This window comes from Ruoffia halotolerans (assembly GCF_014049385.1).
Taxonomy (GTDB): domain Bacteria; phylum Bacillota; class Bacilli; order Lactobacillales; family Aerococcaceae; genus Ruoffia; species Ruoffia halotolerans.
In genome coordinates this window covers 1-19,123 of the sequence record NZ_JACAOA010000008.1, presented here as the reverse complement: position 1 = coordinate 19,123, position 19,123 = coordinate 1, and the positions used below count along the sequence as shown (strand labels likewise).

At 35.2% G+C, this 19,123-nt stretch carries 16 protein-coding genes and 1 other RNA gene; 7 read left to right on the top strand and 10 right to left on the bottom strand.

Annotated features, from left to right (window positions below; genetic code table 11):
* Positions 1–104 precede the first annotated feature (104 nt).
* Positions 105–1,361: an N-acetylmuramoyl-L-alanine amidase gene (locus HW423_RS04250; protein WP_218930702.1), complete on the top strand. Its 1,257-nt coding sequence runs from the start codon at positions 105–107 to the stop codon at positions 1,359–1,361.
* Positions 1,362–1,417: 56 nt separating this feature from the next.
* Here the strand turns inward: HW423_RS04250 and dtd are convergent, their stop codons facing one another.
* The 6 genes from dtd to HW423_RS04220 all read right to left on the bottom strand — a co-directional run bounded on the left by dtd (position 1,418) and on the right by HW423_RS04220 (position 7,181).
* Positions 1,418–1,870, bottom strand: coding sequence for a D-aminoacyl-tRNA deacylase (gene dtd, locus HW423_RS04245; protein WP_218930760.1), 453 nt, complete (start codon positions 1,868–1,870; stop codon positions 1,418–1,420).
* A gap of 48 nt (positions 1,871–1,918) precedes the next feature.
* Positions 1,919–4,066, bottom strand: coding sequence for a RelA/SpoT family protein (locus HW423_RS04240; RefSeq protein ID WP_218930759.1), 2,148 nt, complete (start codon positions 4,064–4,066; stop codon positions 1,919–1,921).
* Between the two features lie 201 nt (positions 4,067–4,267).
* Positions 4,268–4,939, bottom strand: coding sequence for a deoxyribose-phosphate aldolase (deoC, locus tag HW423_RS04235; RefSeq protein WP_218930701.1), 672 nt, complete (start codon positions 4,937–4,939; stop codon positions 4,268–4,270).
* Positions 4,940–4,953: 14 nt separating this feature from the next.
* Positions 4,954–5,703, bottom strand: a complete 750-nt coding sequence (locus tag HW423_RS04230; protein WP_218930700.1) for a 16S rRNA (uracil(1498)-N(3))-methyltransferase — start codon at positions 5,701–5,703, stop codon at positions 4,954–4,956.
* The gene (gene prmA / locus HW423_RS04225) at positions 5,703–6,665 is read right to left on the bottom strand and encodes a 50S ribosomal protein L11 methyltransferase (protein WP_218930699.1); all 963 of its coding nucleotides are present in this window, start codon (positions 6,663–6,665) and stop codon (positions 5,703–5,705) included. Before prmA ends, HW423_RS04230 begins: the two co-directional genes overlap by 1 nt.
* A 12-nt stretch (positions 6,666–6,677) precedes the next feature.
* A complete protein-coding gene (locus HW423_RS04220) occupies positions 6,678–7,181 on the bottom strand; it encodes a DUF3013 family protein (protein ID WP_218930698.1) in 504 nt (167 codons plus the stop codon).
* Positions 7,182–7,539: 358 nt separating this feature from the next.
* Between HW423_RS04220 and gpsB the strand changes: the two genes are divergently transcribed.
* The 3 genes from gpsB (at position 7,540) to HW423_RS04205 (ending at position 9,503) form a co-directional block, all read left to right on the top strand.
* On the top strand, positions 7,540–7,896 hold the full coding sequence (gene gpsB / locus HW423_RS04215; RefSeq protein WP_138403948.1) for a cell division regulator GpsB: 357 nt from the start codon (positions 7,540–7,542) through the stop codon (positions 7,894–7,896).
* Positions 7,897–7,910: 14 nt separating this feature from the next.
* An RNA gene (gene rnpB / locus HW423_RS04210) (RNase P RNA component class B) lies at positions 7,911–8,280 on the top strand.
* 92 nt (positions 8,281–8,372) lie between these two features.
* Entirely contained in the window at positions 8,373–9,503 is a 1,131-nt protein-coding gene (locus tag HW423_RS04205) for a THUMP domain-containing class I SAM-dependent RNA methyltransferase (protein WP_218930697.1), read from the top strand.
* Positions 9,504–9,568: 65 nt separating this feature from the next.
* On the opposite strand, the gene HW423_RS04200 is transcribed toward HW423_RS04205, so the two are convergent.
* Positions 9,569–10,015: a ribonuclease HI family protein gene (locus tag HW423_RS04200; RefSeq protein ID WP_218930696.1), complete on the bottom strand. Its 447-nt coding sequence runs from the start codon at positions 10,013–10,015 to the stop codon at positions 9,569–9,571.
* A 37-nt stretch (positions 10,016–10,052) separates the two neighbouring features.
* Between HW423_RS04200 and HW423_RS04195 the strand changes: the two genes are divergently transcribed.
* Positions 10,053–11,018 carry a tetratricopeptide repeat protein gene (locus tag HW423_RS04195; RefSeq protein ID WP_218930695.1) on the top strand — a complete coding sequence of 322 codons (966 nt, stop codon included), beginning with the start codon at positions 10,053–10,055 and terminating at the stop codon, positions 11,016–11,018.
* Between the two features lie 107 nt (positions 11,019–11,125).
* On the opposite strand, the gene HW423_RS04190 is transcribed toward HW423_RS04195, so the two are convergent.
* Together HW423_RS04190 and HW423_RS04185 are read right to left on the bottom strand one after the other, a co-directional pair.
* Positions 11,126–11,524, bottom strand: a complete 399-nt coding sequence (locus HW423_RS04190; protein ID WP_218930694.1) for a DUF2187 family protein — start codon at positions 11,522–11,524, stop codon at positions 11,126–11,128.
* An 85-nt stretch (positions 11,525–11,609) separates the two neighbouring features.
* The gene (locus HW423_RS04185) at positions 11,610–12,512 is read right to left on the bottom strand and encodes a diacylglycerol/lipid kinase family protein (protein ID WP_218930693.1); all 903 of its coding nucleotides are present in this window, start codon (positions 12,510–12,512) and stop codon (positions 11,610–11,612) included.
* 195 nt (positions 12,513–12,707) lie between these two features.
* Between HW423_RS04185 and trhO the strand changes: the two genes are divergently transcribed.
* Complete coding sequence (gene trhO, locus HW423_RS04180) at positions 12,708–13,682, top strand: oxygen-dependent tRNA uridine(34) hydroxylase TrhO (protein WP_218930692.1); 975 nt, start codon at positions 12,708–12,710, stop codon at positions 13,680–13,682.
* Between the two features lie 31 nt (positions 13,683–13,713).
* Positions 13,714–17,424: a transglycosylase domain-containing protein gene (locus HW423_RS04175; RefSeq protein ID WP_235956286.1), complete on the top strand. Its 3,711-nt coding sequence runs from the start codon at positions 13,714–13,716 to the stop codon at positions 17,422–17,424.
* 282 nt (positions 17,425–17,706) lie between these two features.
* Here the strand turns inward: HW423_RS04175 and ccpA are convergent, their stop codons facing one another.
* The gene (gene ccpA, locus HW423_RS04170) at positions 17,707–18,711 is read right to left on the bottom strand and encodes a catabolite control protein A (RefSeq protein ID WP_218930691.1); all 1,005 of its coding nucleotides are present in this window, start codon (positions 18,709–18,711) and stop codon (positions 17,707–17,709) included.
* Between the last annotated feature and the right edge of the window lie 412 nt (positions 18,712–19,123).

Below are 19,123 nucleotides of genomic sequence, written 5' to 3'. Positions count from 1 at the left end.
TCTTAAAACGACTTTATACTAAAAAGTATTTTCCACCTTTTATTACATTCGTATTAATTTTACTTAGTTCCATTGCTATCTTAAGCTTAACAACGAGTGAATTAATGATGATTGAAAAAGAGTCTGTCGTTTTAAGAAGTCAACCAGCAACAAATAGCCAAGCCATTGATTCCATCGATATAAACTCAAATGTGAATGTTTTATCCGAACGAAATGGTTGGTTACGAGTGCGTTATAAAGGAACATCTGAAGGTTGGATTCCAAAGTGGTTACTTGATAACGATAATTTAGTAACTGATCAAAATCTTGCCGCTCATTTGCTTGTTGCATCATCAATATATTCTGAGCAAACAACTGATTCACAGCAGTTAGCTGACATTGATGCGGGCACTTATTTAATTGTTAATTTCGAACGTAATGGCTGGGTGCAAGTTGTCTATGAGAACCAATATGGCTATATTCCAACGAGTTCTGTAGAGTTAATCCATCAAGATGCGATTCCTGAATCAGTACCTGACCCTGAATCAACAGAAGAATCTTTACCAGATGAAATGACGCAAGAAGAATTAGAAGAAGCTGAAAGATTAGTAATCGTACGACAAGAAAACCAAGCCTTCTTATCAGCACCGGATTTATATTCGGACATCATCTATACACCATCTATCAATCAACGCTTTGAACTCATTGATGTTACTACTGGTTCAGATGAAACTGAGTTCTATTTAGTTGAAGATGAAACTGGCATTAGAGGATACATTGAATCTCGTATCGCTGCCCTTGGAAACGACTCGTTAAATCATGTCGGCACAACCAATCCTGGATCCTTAGCCGACGCAACCATAATGATTGACGCAGGTCATGGTGGCGAAGATTCTGGAGCGATTAGCTTAGATAATATTACATATGAAAAAGATGTTACTTTACGGACAGCAGAAATCTTACAGGAGAAATTGGAAGCTGCTGGTGCGACTGTTCTTCAAACTCGTTCAACTGATGAATTCGTTGACTTAGATGAGCGAACAATCCTAAGTAACGAAGCCAATGTCGATGCATTCTTATCACTTCACTATGATTCGTCACCTGTGCCAGATTGGCACGGGACCACGACTTATTATTTCCATGAAGATGACTTTGATTTAGCTGATAATATTAATCAACAACTGGCGCAGTTTGAATTACCAAACAATAATGTTGTCTTTGGTAATTATCATGTTCTAAGAGAGAATAATCGACCAAGTGTTCTATTAGAGCTCGGATATATGAGTAATAGTACTGATATTGATTATATTCGTTCTCAAGAATATCATGATCATATTACTGAATTAATTGTCGCTGGTTTGGAAAATTACTATAATCATTAAAATAAATATAAAAATGACGCTATCACATTTAACGTGATAGCGTCATTTTTATTGATTTATAAGTTTCTATTTTTTGAATCTAAGAGAATTGTGACCGGACCATCGTTTATAATTGACACTTTCATATCAGCACCAAACTTACCGACTTCAACTTTGTAGCCGTACTCTCGCAAAGCTTGGTTAAAATCTTCATACAATGCGTTTGCCATATCAGGCTTCGCTGCATTGGTAAAACTTGGCCGGTTCCCTTTTTTTGTATTGCCATATAAGGTAAATTGGCTAATCGATAGAACTTCTCCACCAACATCTGATAAAGAAAGATTAACTTTACTGTCCCCATCTTCAAAAAGTCGCATATTGGCTACTTTTCTAGCTAAGTAAGCAACATCTTCTTGAGTATCCTCATGCGTCACGCCAACTAATAACACGTAGCCTCGGTCTATTTGTCCGATAATTTCGCCGTCGACTTTAACATGACTCTCTAAACTTCTTTGAATTAAAACTCGCATCATAACAACCTTTCTTTTGAACTATCAATAACTATTGAATAAAGAATATTATCCCGTCACACGTTTTACTTCATAGACATCTGGTATATTTTTCAATTTATTAATTAAATCATCTAACTGCATCGTATTCGAAACAGCCACTTTAAGTGATACTGTAGCGGTACTATTTTTATCTCGTTTCCCGTTAACACTTAGTAAACTTTTCACTGTATGGCTGACAACATGCAGAACATCATTAATTAAGCCTGCTCGATCAAAACCAATAATGAATAATTCTGTGATATATTCTTCGGTTGGTTGGAATTCTTGATCCCATTTAACATCAATTAATCGATCGTTTAATTCCGTTTCTGCTAACAAATTTGGGCAATCTTTACGGTGAACTGAAATCCCTCGTCCACGTGTAATATAACCAATAATTTCATCACCAGGAACTGGATTACAACATTTACTTAAGCGAATCATTAAATTATCGGCACCTTCAACCACAACGCCACTCTCATGGACGGTTCTTTGGCGTTGACGATTTGAAGCCTCTTTTGAAATAGTTGTGTCATTATCAAGCACTTCTTCTTCAGCTTTTTCTTGTTTTAAATCTAAGAAGTTAATTATCGTTGACACACTTACCTCACCTAATCCAATGGAAGCAAATAAATCCGTTAAAGTATTGTAGTTAAAGCGCTCTAATAAACTGGCTTCGACTTTTTTATTATTTAATACTTTTAGTGAGTGGCCTGTTTCTTTCAGTTCTTTTTCCAAGATACTTTCGCCAAGTTCACTATTCTCTTCGAGGTCTTGGAGTTTAAAGAAGCGTTTAATTCGGTTGCGGGCTTTACTCGTATTAGTAAACTTCAACCAATCACGACTGGGCCCGTTCGAATTTGAATTAGTCAATATGTTTACAATGTCACCATTCTTCAGTTTATAATCTAAGGCGACAATTCTTCCGTTTACTTTAGCACCAATTGTTTTGTTCCCTATTTCGGAGTGAATGTGATAAGCAAAGTCAATCGGACCAGAGCCTGTTGGAAGTTCCATCACTTCTCCGTTTGGTGTAAATACATAGACTTGATCTTTAAATAAATCTTCTTTAACAAAATCCATAAATTCACTGGCATCTTTAGCATCATCTTGTAATTCAACTAAATCACGGAACCATGCCATCTGTTTATTGATACTATCTTCTTCTTCAACCTTGCTTGTCTTACCTTCTTTATAAGCCCAATGAGCTGCCACCCCATATTCAGCAACCATATGCATTTGTTTAGTTCTAATCTGAATTTCAACGGGTTTGCCACTCGCTCCTATAACGGTCGTATGAATCGATTGATACATATTCGCTTTTGGCATGGCAATATAATCTTTAAATCTGCCAGGCATTGGCTTCCACTGCGTATGCACAGCTCCCAATACAGCGTAACAATCTTTAATTGAATCAACTATGACACGAATAGCTAATAAGTCATAAATATCATCAAATTCTTTTCTTTGGTCCACCATCTTACGATAAATGGAATAAATATGTTTCGGTCTTCCTGAAATATCTGCTTCAATTTCTAACTCTTCAACCGCAACTTTAATCTCATCAATTGTTTCTTGAATAAAATTCTCACGTTCCGTGCGCTTCGTGTCCATCTGATTCACAATTGAATAGTAGTATTCTGAATTAACATAACGCAATGCAATGTCTTCAAGTTCCCACTTAATGGAGCTAATCCCTAAGCGATCAGCTAACGGTGCATAAATATCAATCGCTTCTTGTGATTTCTCAATCTGCTTTTCTTTACGCTGAAATTTCATCGTTCGCATATTATGTAATCTATCGGCTAATTTTACGATAATTACTCGTAAATCTTTACTCATTGCGAGTAACATTTTTCGATGGTTTTCGGCCAAAGCCTCTTGTTTACTTTGGAATTTCAATTTCCCTAGTTTAGTAACTCCGTCAACTAAAAATGCAACGACTTCACTAAATTCATTCCGGATATCTTCCAATGTTCGATCCGTATCTTCAACGACATCATGTAAAAAACCTGTAGCGACTGTTGAAGGATCTAATTGTAACTCTGCCAAAATACCTGCTACTTGAATGGGGTGAATAATATAAGGTTCACCGGATAAGCGAAATTGGTCTTTATGAGCTTCTGTTGCATAATCAAGCGCACGCTGAATAAACTCCAAACTACTGTCATTCATGTACTTTGCACATAAATCAATTACCTCTTGTGCTGAAAAATCTTGTCCTTGCAAATTTATTCACCTCACTTCTTAAAATATAAGCGCAATTATAACCTAATTATACTCATTTAACAATATTGTGTTTTTTACTTTGAATTTCATTATAACAAAAGACTGTGCCTTTGTTTAGCACAGCCTTTATTTGTGTTTTAGATTAGCTTAATAGTTATCATTAGATGTTGATGGTGTTCCTGATACAATCGCGATTCCTTTTGAAGCTCCGATACGCGTTGCTCCAGCTTCAATCATAGCGATGGCTTCATCATAATTACTTACGCCACCACTTGCTTTAACACCTAAATCTGGACCTATGGCTTCACGCATTAATTTAACATCAGCTAGCGTCGCTCCTCCAGTAGAAAATCCAGTTGAAGTCTTAACAAAGTCTGCTCCAGATTCTTTAACGACTTCTGATGCTTTACGTTTCTCGTCATCTGTCAATAAAGACGTTTCAATGATTACTTTGGTTGTAATTGACTCATCAACTGCTCCAACTACTGCTTTGATTTCTTCTAGAACATAAGCCCAGTCTCCATCTTTAGCACGAGAAATATTGATGACCATATCAATCTCATCTGCGCCATCTTTGACAGCTTGTTGTGCTTCAAAAACTTTCACTTCCGTCGCATTTGCGCCTAAAGGGAAACCAATAACCGTACAAACTAAGCTATCTGAGTCTTTTAATAATTCTTTTGATTTTGCAACAAATGCTGGGTTAATACAAACTGATTTAAAATTATATTCTGCAGCTTCTTGGCATAATTTTTCAATTTGTTCCTCAGTTGCATCTGCTTTTAATAATGTGTGGTCAATATATTTTGCTAATTCCATTCTATCTCCTCTTTCTATACTTCTAAATGATAACTCATTGCGCTTAAAGCGTATATAGGTGCCGTTTCGGCTCTTAAAATCCGTGGACCTAAACTACATTCAATATACCCTACTTGTTTCAATTTGGCTACTTCTAACTCTGTTAAACCGCCCTCAGAACCAAAGACGATGATTAAATTATCCCCTGCTTGAACTTCTTTCAAGGTTTCCTTAAGTTGGCCGTGTTGTCCTTTCTTAGCTGTCTCTTCATAAGCAATTAATTTATGCTTATAATTACCGGCTTCTTTTTGCAAAGTATCAATAGTAGATAAATGATTTATCTCTGGGATCACATTACGGTGGCATTGTTCTGCTGCTTCTTTACTAATGCGTTCCAATCGTTCGATTCGATTACTAATTTTATTACCTTTCCACTTTACAACATCTCTATCCAATGCCAAAGGGATAAATTCATTCATCCCGCATTCGGTTGCCTTTTGAACAATTAAATCAATCTTGTCATTCTTTGATAAACCACAAGCAATAGTTACTTGAATGGGTAATTCAGTTTGTTGGTCTTCTAAAGCATTTATAATGCGTAAGTTTGCTAGATTATCTTCAATTGTCTCTATCTTCGCTTTATAAGCGATATTTGTTGAATCTACGATTATAACTTCGTCATCTATCTTTCCTCGCATCACTCGGACAATGTGATGATTATCATCTTTTTCTAGTTGAATCTGTTGATTAACTTCTAGGGTTTGTTTTGAAAAATAACGTTGCATTAGTCCGCATCTCCTTTAACAACAATATAATTTACCCATTCTCTCATCTGAGTTTTTTGATAAATTTCAAAGTTGTAAGTTTCAATTGCTTCCTCAATAAACGACGCTTTCTCATTTAAAATTCCGCCTAAAATCAGATACCCATTGTCATTCAATAATTTATGAGCATCAGAGAATAAATCTACTAGAATATGCGGTAAAATATTCGCAACAATGACATCCGCTTTTTGGTCAATTCCTTTTAGTAAATCATTTTCAATAAAGCGAATTTTTTGCGCGTCAATTAAATGTCTAATCATTTCATGATTCTTTTGAGCATTTAAGTTATTGATGGCAGCATTGACTGCTTGAGGATCAAAATCCAACCCTAACACTTCTTTAGCTCCAAAAACAGAAGCAATAAAACTTAAGATTCCTGTCCCAGTTCCTACATCTAGAACGGTTTCTCCACCTTGCATAACCATCTCAAGTGCCTGAGCACTTAAGCGAGTTGTCGGGTGATTCCCAGTTCCAAAAGCAACGCCTGGATCCATAAAAATGACTTGTTCAAACGGTGCAGCTTCATAGTTATCTTGCCATTCAGGTACAATAGATAAAAAGCGAGAAATTCGCTCAGGTTTATAATATTGCATCCAATTTTCATGCCAATTTTCAAATTCTATATCAACCACTTCAATCTTAAAATCAACCGTTCCGACAGTTTTTAATTGTTCTTCAAGTTTTTCTAAATCAATCTCAGATTCATAATAGCCAATCACTTCGACGGGATGATTTAAGTAATCTTCAGGTAGTTCTTCTGGAATTTCACCAAACAAATTCGGATGATTTTCTAAATATCCTTGCGCATATTTAATTTCGTTGCCTACTGCACCTGCTTCATTTAAATAGTAATTGACTAAATCAATATCCACTGTTTGCAAGGAATCGAATGTTACTTTTATTTCTTTCCATACTTTATCCATATTCAACACTCCTTAATTAATATCTTCATGATGTGGAAAATAAATAGGCGTTTTACTATAGCGATTGCTTTCAATTAAGCGGTTTTGGATCGCTTCAAAGTCACTCCATTTCCATTTCAATGAAAATTCTTCCACATCCGTTTCTGAAAGAAAATCAAGCCACTTGACATCAACAGAAGACGTTAATTTTTTTAAGTATTTAACAATTGCTAAACATTTTCCGTAATCAATTCCACGCTCACAATTTACTGGAATTGACACAATGTAATCCTTATCACTGAAGCGTTTATAACCATCCTTATAAATCATCATTTTTACATTATATACGAGGTCAGTTTGATGGCTGATGTTGTCATAGTTATCTCTAAAAGAAAGATTATTCGGATTTTCTAAATTCATTTGGAATATTAACTCAATCTCATTCTCTCGCTCTTGCCATTCAATAGCCCATTCACAATGAAAATAAGACTCCTCAATAAGTTGCTCAAACACATTTAATATATTTGCTCTATTCATTCATACACCACCTATTTAATCATTACATATTATGACTGATTTTCTAAGATAATTCAATTTAATTAACAAGCACCAAGCTTATAATATGACATTAAAATTATTTGTTTTTTTCTCGCTATGTACATATATTTTGTGAAATTATCAATTTACCCTTGTTATTCAAGACTTAGCGCATTATAATGGATTAGCAATTTGACTAATTTCATGGCATAATAAATGAAATTTAGTATTTAAATTTAAATAAAATCGCTACTTTAGAGTTTTGCTTTGATATTTATTCAAAGTCATAGTAAACTTATAATGTTATTAATTTAAAGTGCCATTCTAATAAAAATATATAATATACGAGGTGAATATAATGGCAGAAAAAAACTTAACAGCAAAAGATATTTTGCAAAAAGAGTTTAATAAATCTGTTCGTGGATACAATACTGCTGAAGTTGATGAATATTTAGATAGTATCATCAGAGATTATGATTCTTTCCAAAAAGACGTAGTTTATTTAAAAAATGAAAACGAACGTCTCATCAGTAAGGTTGATGAATTAACTAAACAACTTGCTTTAGCTAAGAAAAGTACACCAAACTCTCCAGGGAGTGGCGTGACAAACTTTGATATCTTAAAACGCTTATCTAATTTAGAGAAGCATGTTTTCGGTTCGAAAATTGACAACACGGACAATACGATCGATTACTCTAAAGCAACAAAATATTAATAAATGACTGAGTAAATTTCGGATAATCGCGGTTATTAAATTAACTGAGGAAAGTCCATGCTCGCACAAGCTGAGATGCTTGTAGTGTTCGTGCTTAACGAAAAAATAAGTTAAGGTACCCTATTAGGTTAACGGCGAAAGAACTATCTAAGGCTTCGGCTATGATTTAGTAATTTGTAAAGTGCCACAGAGACGACGCTTATAGGAAACTATAAGATTGGAACGCGGTAAACCCCTCGAGCGAGCAACCCAAACATTGGTAGGGGCATTTCTTCGAGTAGTAAATGAACAAAAGAAGAGAACGATATTATTATCGTAGATAGATGATTATCCATTATCCCTAGTTCCTATGCTAGAGATAATGACAGGACATGGCTTATAGAAATTTACTTATTCATAGGATTATTTAATTGACTCTGGAATCAGAGTCTTTTTTTATGTAAACTTAAAGCGTAATAAATATTGGAGTGAAAATTATGAAAACTTATTCGTTATTAGCAACTGCAGCGGCTGGAATTGAAGCCCTTGTTGCTCGAGAATTAAAATCATTCGGTTACGAAACTCAAACTGAAAATGGACTGGTTCGTTTTGTCGGAACTGCAAAAGATATTGCCTACGCTAACTTTTGGTTACGTACTGCAGATCGCGTAAAGATAATCTTTGGTGAATTTGATACAAAAACATTTGACGATTTATTCAATCAAACGTATGACTTACCTTGGGAAGATATTCTTCCGATGGATGCAGAATTTCCAGTAAGTGGAAAATCAATCAAATCAACATTACACAGTGTTCCTAATGTGCAACGTATTGTTAAAAAAGCCATTAGTAAGCGACTGATGGACTTCTATCACCGCCGTACTGACTTACCAGAAACTGGTGCCCTTTACCCGATTGAAGTAGCCATTAGAAAAGATCACGTTATGTTAACTTTAGATACAAGTGGGTCAAGTTTATTTAAACGCGGGTACCGTGAACATAAGGGAACGGCTCCAATGAAGGAAAATATGGCAGCGGCGTTAGTTATGTTAACAACTTGGCATGATGATCGTCCTTTATATGATCCAACTTGTGGTTCAGGAACGATTCTTATTGAAGCGGCTTTAATGGGTCATAATATTGCCCCAGGTTTAAAACGTGAATTTGCTGGTGAAAAATGGGATTTATTGAATGAACATACAGATATCTGGGATAAAACGCGTCAAGAAGCTAAAGAAGCAGCAGATTACGATAAAGACTTACAAATCTATGGTACGGATGTTGATGGACGGATGATTGAAATTGCGAAAGACAATGCACGAGAAGCAGGTGTCGGTGACTCCATCGAATTCAAGCAAATGCAATTATCTGATTACCGCCCTACAACTGATTATGGAATCTTAATTTCTAACCCGCCATATGGGGACCGTATGTTATCAGAAGAAGATGTCCAAAACATTTATCGCCAAATGGGTGAATTATATGAAACGATGCCTACTTGGAGTAAATACATCATCACAAGTGATGATAAATTCGAAGAATTTTATGGTAAGAAAGCTACTAAAAAACGCAAATTATATAATGGCCCATTAAAGGTAACTTATTACCAGTACTGGGGGACGAAGTAACTCATACCCTTGTAGATTTTCAAAAAAGCTTGTTGACTGGCGTCTTGCCAAATCAACAAGCTTTTTTATAATAATTCTAATTCTAATTCGGAATATCTTATATCTTTTGCTATCTTCCCTTCTTTTCTCAATGCTTGCCTAGCTAAAGAATCTGCGCCACGATTTTGAGCTTCAGGAATCCAATTAGCGAAAAATGTAGGTGAATCATCCATTATTTTTAATATATAATCGATTAACTTTTTATATTCTTTATTCTTAGCGAATTTTTTTTCTATGGATTGGATGACAATTTTACTATCTGACTGATACATGATAATCTGATTAATATTAAGATGTGTTTTAACAAAGTTTAAAGCACCGATTAATGCTAAAAACTCAGCCACATGGTTATCTACGACTTCAGATATATGTATTTTAATTAATTCTTGTTGTTTACCATGATTGATTTGGATTCCTATGCCGGACTCTTGAGTTTTAGGATTAAAAGCAGCATCTGTACTTATTTTTATCATTTTTAACCTCTTATTCTTTTTATGAAAGGAACTGACTATGACTGATATCACACCAATGCCTAATAATGCTGAAAATTATTATAGAAAAGCAAGGAACGCTCTAGAAAACAACCAATTCAATAAAGCGATTCGATACTTAGAAAATAGTTATGATCTTGAATCTAACCCACTCGTTTTTACTGAACTAGTTAAATTATATATTGCTTTTAACAAGCAAGAACAGCTAAATAAATTATGGGAACAGGACCAATTTACATTGGATTTTATCTCACAATCCTCAGAGCTAACAAGTTTATATGCCCAATCTCTACCGATTATAAGCCCAACGAGCGAAAGTTTAAATGAATTATATCAATTGAGAGATTCAATTCAAAGTTCAACTGCGACAACTGAATTAAATAAGGCCATTACAACCATCTCGGATTTATTAAATGTAAAACAAGAAATAAATGCTTTAACAACTGAAGAAAGAATTGAGACATATGCGAAACAGTTACTAGAAAAGTCCTATTTTGAAGTCTTATCTAAATTAAAACTTGTTTATCAAACTGATTTAGACAAGAATTTACCTCTTCTGAAAGTACTTCTAAATGATGACAATCTTTTAAATTTTATTAAAAATGACATCTTACACTATATAATTATTAATGGTCAGTCTTTAGATATTGACTATACGTGGCTAAATGTAGAGAAGCCTATCCAAACGAAACAGTTACAGCCTTATACAAGTACGGACTTTTATCATAAAGGCACACGGATAATCGAAGATTATTTCTCACAAACTGATCCTCACTTTGCTAAACAAATTCTAGAATTGTTCAATTTGCATGCGATGGTTTTTTATCCTTTTTATGATGATGCAATTTCAGACCCACAAAAATGGTTAAACTATACATTATTACAATTCGGCTTAGAAAATGAGATGATTGACATTCTTACAAAACAGGAAAAGGAGTATTACCAACTTGCTCAAGACGAACTAGCACAATTATTCCAAGCGTAAATAAAGAGGCTTTCCAAAAAAATGGAGGGCCTCTTTACTTATACTTTATCTAAATCTTAAAGAAGTTAATTAAAAACATGCCTGATGATATTAAAGGCATGCCTTTATTAATTTGTTGTCTTTACTTCTTCATATTCGAACATAACATCTTCGTCTTCCGCTTGCTTTGGAAGCGATACAAATGATTCAATATCTTTGAAGTTTACAATTGTACGGTCTTCGCAAATATCACGCATCGTAATATCAGATTTACTCCAATATATCTCAACAACGGCACTATTAGTTAATAGTTTGATAATTATTCCGGTCATCTTACTATCTCTGAATTTAAACTCGATCTGATTACCAACTTCAGGACGAATTTTATCCTTTACACTTTCAATCTTGATAAGTCCTTTATCGTAATCAACGTCTAAAATCGTTGCAATACGGGATTTACTCGTACCTCTTCTTAGTTCACGCTCAATAATCTTACGTTCACTTGCTGTTACGTTTTCTGCACTCACGTTAATTCCCTCTTTCCTTGTTGACCTTAACGCTCACTAATACAATTATAACGTATTTTCAAATATATTGCTCACAATATGCTTTTTAGCTTTCTCCAGTAATTAAAACGTCAATCGCTTGACCCAAAATCTCAATCTCTAATGGCAATTCTGGACCGTTATCCCCGTCAACATTTGTAGTAATCGATTCATTATTGATTGACTCAATTTTAAATTTCTTGTCGGATAATCTGAAGATATTATCTGCATCTAAATTAGATAACCCAACCTCGAGTCCTGCTCGAATCGTACTTATTGGCGTATGTCCTTTTATTGCGGATAAGTAACCTTTACCGTCATTGTAACTGGCTCCAGGAACCATAAATTCAACGCCACCAATACTGTTTGTTAGACCAACGAATAATAAATTTGTTTTAATATCTGTAGCCGCCCCATCTGATGCTGTCACTCGAACTTCATAACCTTTATCGGTAAAGAATGCTTTCACGCCATCTCTTACATAAGCAAGAGCGCCGAAGCGATTCTTATCATCGGAATCTGTCGTCATTACTTCTTCCGCAATTGGTCCTAATGCAATTACATTAATGAATATACGATCATTTACTTTTCCAACATCTAATTTATCGATCGAAACAGTTTTAAAGTCTTCAATCGCTTTTTCTACGTTCATTTTATATCCCAATGCACGGCCTAAATCATTAACCGTCCCCATTGGAACAAAGCCAAATACCGGCTTATCTTGAGCTTCAATAATTCCATTTACCGTTTCTGACACCGTACCATCGCCACCTAAGCAAATGACTGTGTCAAATCCCTCTTTTGTTGCATTTTTACTCCATTTTGTCGCATCGAATTCTTCTTCCGTAATTTTTATCTCAACTTTAGATTGATGATAATCTTCAAGAACATTCTTTAATTTTTGAGCGTACTTTTCTCCATGCCCTTTTCCTGCAACTGGGTTTGTTATTAACAAGACGTTTTTCAGCATAAAATTCACCATCTTCGTGATATATTTATTATTATCTAAATAATATTATACCAATTTAGATAATAATTCACATCTATAATATGATTTTTCTATTACATTTATATGAATTTTGGCTAAAACCTGTTACCATTCTAGATTTAATAGTATAATATATATTCAGAAAACTGTAGTATGCAACTACAAGGAGGAAAAATAATGACGAAAGAATTTAAGGTGTTATTATACTATAAATACGAGACAATTGATGATCCTGAGCAGTTTAGAGAAGAGCATTTAGCTTTTTGTAAAAAAACTGGCTTAAAAGGACGTATTTTAGTTGGAACTGAAGGTATTAATGGAACTGTTTCTGGTACAATCGAACAAACAGAGAAATATAAAGAATTTTTACATTCTCTTCCAGGATTTGAGGACGTATGGTTCAAAGAAGATCCTGCTGATGACTACGCTCATAGTAAAATGTTTGTCCGTGTACGTGAAGAAATCGTTTCGTTAAACTTAGAAGATGACATCGATCCATTAACGACAACGGGTAAACATTTAAAACCAAAAGAATTCCGTGAAGCACTTGAAGACGAAGATACCATTGTATTAGATACACGTAACGATTATGAATATGACTTAGGTCACTTTAAAGGCGCAATTCGCCCTGAAATTCGTAACTTCCGTGAATTACCTGAATGGGTAATAAACAATAAAGAGAAATTCATGGACAAAAAAGTCGTTGTTTATTGTACAGGAGGCGTACGTTGTGAGAAGTTCTCTGGTTGGATGCTTCGCGAAGGTATCGCAACAGAAGTTGGCCAATTAGAAGGTGGAATTGATACATACGGTAAAGACCCAGAAACTCAAGGGGATCTATGGGAAGGTCAAATGTACGTCTTTGATGAACGTATCTCTGTACCAATTAACCGCGTATCACCGACTGTTGTTGGTAAAGATTATTATGACGGAACGCCTTGTGAACGTTATGTAAACTGTGCAAACCCAGATTGTAATAAACAAATTTTAAGTTCAGAAGAAAATGAAGCAAAATATGTCCGTGGATGCTCACCAGAATGCCGCCGTCATCCGCGCAATCGTTTTGTAAGCGAGCATAATCTTTCGACTTCTGAATGGCAAAACCGCTTAGAAGCTATTGGAGAATCTTTAGAGAATACCGAAACGGCTTAATAATAAATTTTAACAGGAAGATGGTGAATCAATGACTGATAAACATTCAAAAAATAATTCTAATAATAATAAGTTTTTTGATATTTCATTTGACGAGCCTATTGAAGATAGCCACTCAAATCGTAAAGTTCCGTCTGAAGATACTAATGAATCAAATAACCATCCCACTTCTAATAAGTGGGATAACTTTTATGATGATTTTCAAGAGGAACAACAAGAACGCTATTCTGATATTCGGAATGATAACTCTTCTAACTCGGACTTTAACAAAGAAAATACATCATCCGATAATAAAATTGAACCGAATAAATCAAATTTAATGATAAACCGGTCAATTAAACGTGTTCAAAAGTTATTTAGAGAAACAAATGAAGCGCCCTCTTCTACTTATTCAGATATTAAATCAGCGAAAAGCCGAGATTTAAATGAACGAGCCAAAAGAGCCTCTCTTCACACAAGCAACATTCCATTAAGAGATGATGCAATCAAACGAAATATTGTAAGAGAACGCAGAGAATCAGAACTCAATGATCAGCTTTATTCAGATAAAAGTGGCTATAAGCCAGTCTTTTCATTATCTGATACAGAAGATAATAAAGAGGAGCCGTTGAATAATAATAGCTCAACACACAATGCGTCTTCTGATCTACCAAGTCCTGATCGATTATTAGCTGAACGGGAACGACGTCGTAAAGAAAGAATCACACAACTTGAAAGTATGAGTTCGGACAAAGAAATTGAAGATTCGTATCACTCAATGAAGTCACCGTCATCTTCATCAAACGACAATCATGAGGATTCCAAAGATATTGAGAACAAACCAATTGTTCCAGTAATGCCTACACCTCAAGTGATTGACCCTACTCCACTTGAGAGTGAACCGACTGTGCCTGATTCTGAGTCTCATATCCAAACAAATGACTTTGACGCTGTTGAAAAGCAAGCTAAGATTGATGATGCTGAGCAATCTGAAAGTCAATCAGATGAAAACTGGGCTGATTCAATTCATGTGTTCAACCCTGATGATGAAGCCGTATCAGCCGCTTCCTTAGGTCAAAGCATTGACAATCCCGCTGGGACTGCATCGTTAGCCGGCAGCGTTGCTGCAAGTACGGATTTTGATGCTGAAACTGATGCAGAGGCAATCGATTCTAAACAACAAAAACGTCAAAAGAAAAAAGACAAATACTCATTAAAAAACTTTTCATTAAAAGATAAAACATTTTTTGGAATTAATGTTACTTTCAATGTTATTAAACGATTAATTATGTATTTAATTATTCTCATCGTCTTAGCAGGAGCACTCATTGGTGGTACAGGTATCGGATTCTTTGCGAATCTTGTAGCAAATACGACCCCTCCTAATGAACGTGAGATGGCAGAACAGATTAATCGTCTGGAACAACAAAGTACATTGTATTATGCTGACGGAAACCCAATTGCCAGTGTTCGAACAGATATTGTTCGTTCTGTTGCAAATCTAAACGATATTTCAAATTATATTGTCGATGGTTTTATTGCAACTGAGGATGAATATTTTGCAGAACATCCGGGAATTGTTCCAAAAGCATTGCTTCGTGCTGTTCTCCAAACTTTGTTAACGGGTTCGGGAACAGGTGGTTCAACGCTAACACAGCAATTAGTTAAGCAACAAATGCTAACAAATGATGTCACTTTCTTTAGAAAAGCGAACGAAATTCTTTTAGCTTTAAGATTAGAAAACTATTTTACTAAAGAAGAAATATTAACGGCTTACTTAAACGTGTCTCCTTTTGGTAGAAATAACAATGGAGATAATGTGGCTGGTATTGTAAAAGCAGCTGAGGGTATCTTTGGTGTAGCACCTGAGGATGTTACTTTAAATCAAGCCGCATTCATAGTCGGTCTTCCTCAGGACCCGTATACTTATACTCCTTACGATCAAAGTGGAAAAATCCGTGACGAGGAATCCCTTCAATTCGGTATCGAACGAATGAATGAAGTTTTATATCGTATGTATCGTGCTGAAAAAATTACTAAAGATGAATATGAAACAGCCATTGCTTATGATATTACTCAAGACTTTTTGCCACCCGAGCCGCGTGAAGAAATTCGTCAATCATACTTATATCAAGCGGTTATGAACGGTGCCGTTGAGGAACTGATGTTATTAAACATTCAAGACGATGGGTACTCATGGAAACAAGTCTATAGCGATGACGAATGGTACAATGAATATTACTTTGCGGCTGAAGAACAGTTACGTACTGGTGGTTACCGCGTATATTCTACAATCGATAAAGAAATTTACGACCAACTCCAAGAATCAGCGAGAGCTTATGAGGATCAGCTTGGAGCCGTTTATGATGGTGTCTACATTGACCCTGAGACTGGTGTGGAAACATACTATGTTGAAGAAGTTCAAACTGGTTTAGTTGCAATTGATAACAATACTGGTGCGGTCCTTGGATTCGTAGCAGGAACAGATTTTGAAAATAACCAGATTGACCACGCATTCCAAATGCGTCGTTCACCAGGTTCAACCATTAAACCGCTGGCCGTTTACGGACCTGCAGTGGAGAATAACATCATTAACCCTTCTACAGTTATTCCGGATACAGCTTTTGTAGAAACTTATGAAGATGGTTCTACTTGGGCACCGACGAACTACGGTAGTGTTGTGAGTGATACATTAATGACCGCTCGAACTGCCCTATTAAGATCAGATAATTTACCTGCGGTACGTATTTATGAAGAATTGCGTTCTCAAGGTATACCTATCATTGATTATCTTGAGCGTATGGGCTTCAATACTATTGACTCGTATACTGAAGAAGATACAAACAACTTAGCCTTCTCTCTAGGTGGTGTGACTACTGGTCCTACTGTTCTAGAAGAAACACGTGCTTTCTCAACGTTTGCTAACGGTGGAGAGTACGTAGACGGTCATTATATTGAACGTATCGAGGATGCTTTTGGTAATGTTGTATTCCAACAAGACGAAGCTCCGACACGTGTATTCTCGGAAGATACGAACTATATAATGATTGATATGTTACGAGATACTCTGACTGAAGGTACAGGTCGTACTGCGAATGAATACATGAATGTACCAGGTGACTGGATTGCAAAATCAGGTATTAGTGAAAACTCTAAAGATATATGGTTTATTGCTTCCACCCCATCGATTACAATTGGTTCTTGGATTGGTTATGATTCAAGATATGCTGATTATACGATTGATGTGAATGATGGTTTTGACCGAGAAAGTGTACGTAGTCAAATTTATTGGTCACGTATTGTAAATGATTTATATGAACTTCGCCCAGAAATATTCGGTACGGAAGAAACTTTCCTCCAACCTGATTCTGTCCGAGAACAAACTGTTCTAGAACAAACGGGTACACTTCCAGGTAGATTTACTCACAATGGCAATACTTATCAGTTAACTGGCCCGACGAAGACAGAGCTATTCAAGGTTTCTAACCCCGCTCCTGAGTTAACCTTTGACTTTATGTTAGGAGCTACTGAAGAAGATCTTGCTCGATTCTGGAATAATGTTCGTTCAACTCAAGAGCAACAAAGAAGACAGCAACAACAGCAACAACAGCAGCAACAATCATCACAAGAAAGTGTTGAAAGTAATGAAGGCGATGAAAGTAATCAGGATGAATCTACTGAAGATGAAACAACAGAAAATCCAGATGAAAATAATAACCCAAGTGATGAGGAACAACCGGCAGAATCGACACCAGAAAGTTAATAATCAAGAAAAGACACTGAGTACTACTCTATTAGTAGTTTTCTCAGTGTCTTTTTATTCTTTTTATTATAGTTGAAATATATTTTATTCTGTTTTAACGCAATAACGCTCTATTTAAGACATGTTATTAATTGTTTAAGCTTTTATCTATTCAAAAGACAAATAGGCTGTCATAGTCAGATTTCTTTGATTCACCTCATATAATAATCAAACTAATGAAAATAGTCCCACTAAACTGTTAAATAAACAATTTAGTGGGACTATTTTCATAAACATTTTAAATTACTCTGTGTGCAATGTTGATCCACGATGTTTGATCTTATACGGTAAGATGACTTGTTTCTCTTCAACTTCTTCATTACTCATAATTTTTGTTAACAGACGCATCGCGACCGCACCAATATCGTATAAAGGTTGTTGGATACTTGTTAATTTAGGTCGTACAATTTCAGTAACGATTGAATTATCACTTGTAATCACTTCTAAGTCATCAGGTACTTTAAAGCCTGCATCTAAAGCAGCGTTCATTAATGCCGCAGCAAATGTATCTTCTTTAACGATAACACTATCAGCTTTAAGCGTTTGTAGTTCTTCTAACACTTTATCTGCATCTGTATATCTTAGTGATTGTTGGATAACTAAATCTTCATCAAACTCTACACCTTTTTCTTCATATGCAGCTTTAAATCCTTCTAAGCGATGTTGAGACGTTAAAAATTTTGGCTCATCTGTCACTAAAACAACGCGACGTCCATGTTCTAATAATTCTGCTGTGATTTCTTTTGTAGCAACCGTGTGATCAATATTCACACTATAATATTCAGGGTTGTCAACTAAAGTACCAGCAAAAACAACGGGGGTAGAAGTACGTTCGATTTCTTTACGGATAGACTCAGAAACATTTTGTCCCATAAAGATAATTCCATCTACTTGATTCGCAAGTAATGTATTAAATACTTGTACTTCCTTCTCATGACTCTCATCAGAGTTTGCTAAGATAATGTTATATTTGTACATTGATGCAATATCATCTATTCCTCGAGCTAAAGATGAGAAGAATAAATTCGTTACACTTGGTAAAATAACTCCAACTGTCGTCGTTTTTTTACTTGCTAAACCACGAGCTACCGCATTTGGTCGATAATCTAATCTTTCAATGACTTCTGAAACTTTTTTGCGAGTACTAGGTTTAACATTCGGATTACCATTGACAACACGAGATACCGTTGCCATAGAAACCCCTGCTTCACGAGCGACATCATATATTGTAATTGTTTGTTTTTCCATAGGGCTAACCTTCTTTCAAATAAGTATCTACTTGTTGTAAATTTATCACAATTCATTTTTTATTGCAAGCGTTTTATTTCCAGTGAATTTTGATTTCAGCAATGTTTTTATGAAAATGATATAAATATACCCAAGATTACATGTTCCTATATTTTCATAAAAATGTCAATAAAAAATGTGAATAATACATTAAATTAATGGGTTCTAAAATAAATGAGGTTGATGACAAATTTCGTCATCAACCTCTTCTTTGACTCTACACAAAAACGCAGATATCCGTTATATTAAAAGTACGACCAAATAACATAAGGAGGATATCTACGCATGAATCATTTTATCGAAAAAACACTTCAATTGAAAGACCTTAATATCACAATTAACACAGAAAAAATTGATGAGGTGAAAATTAAAA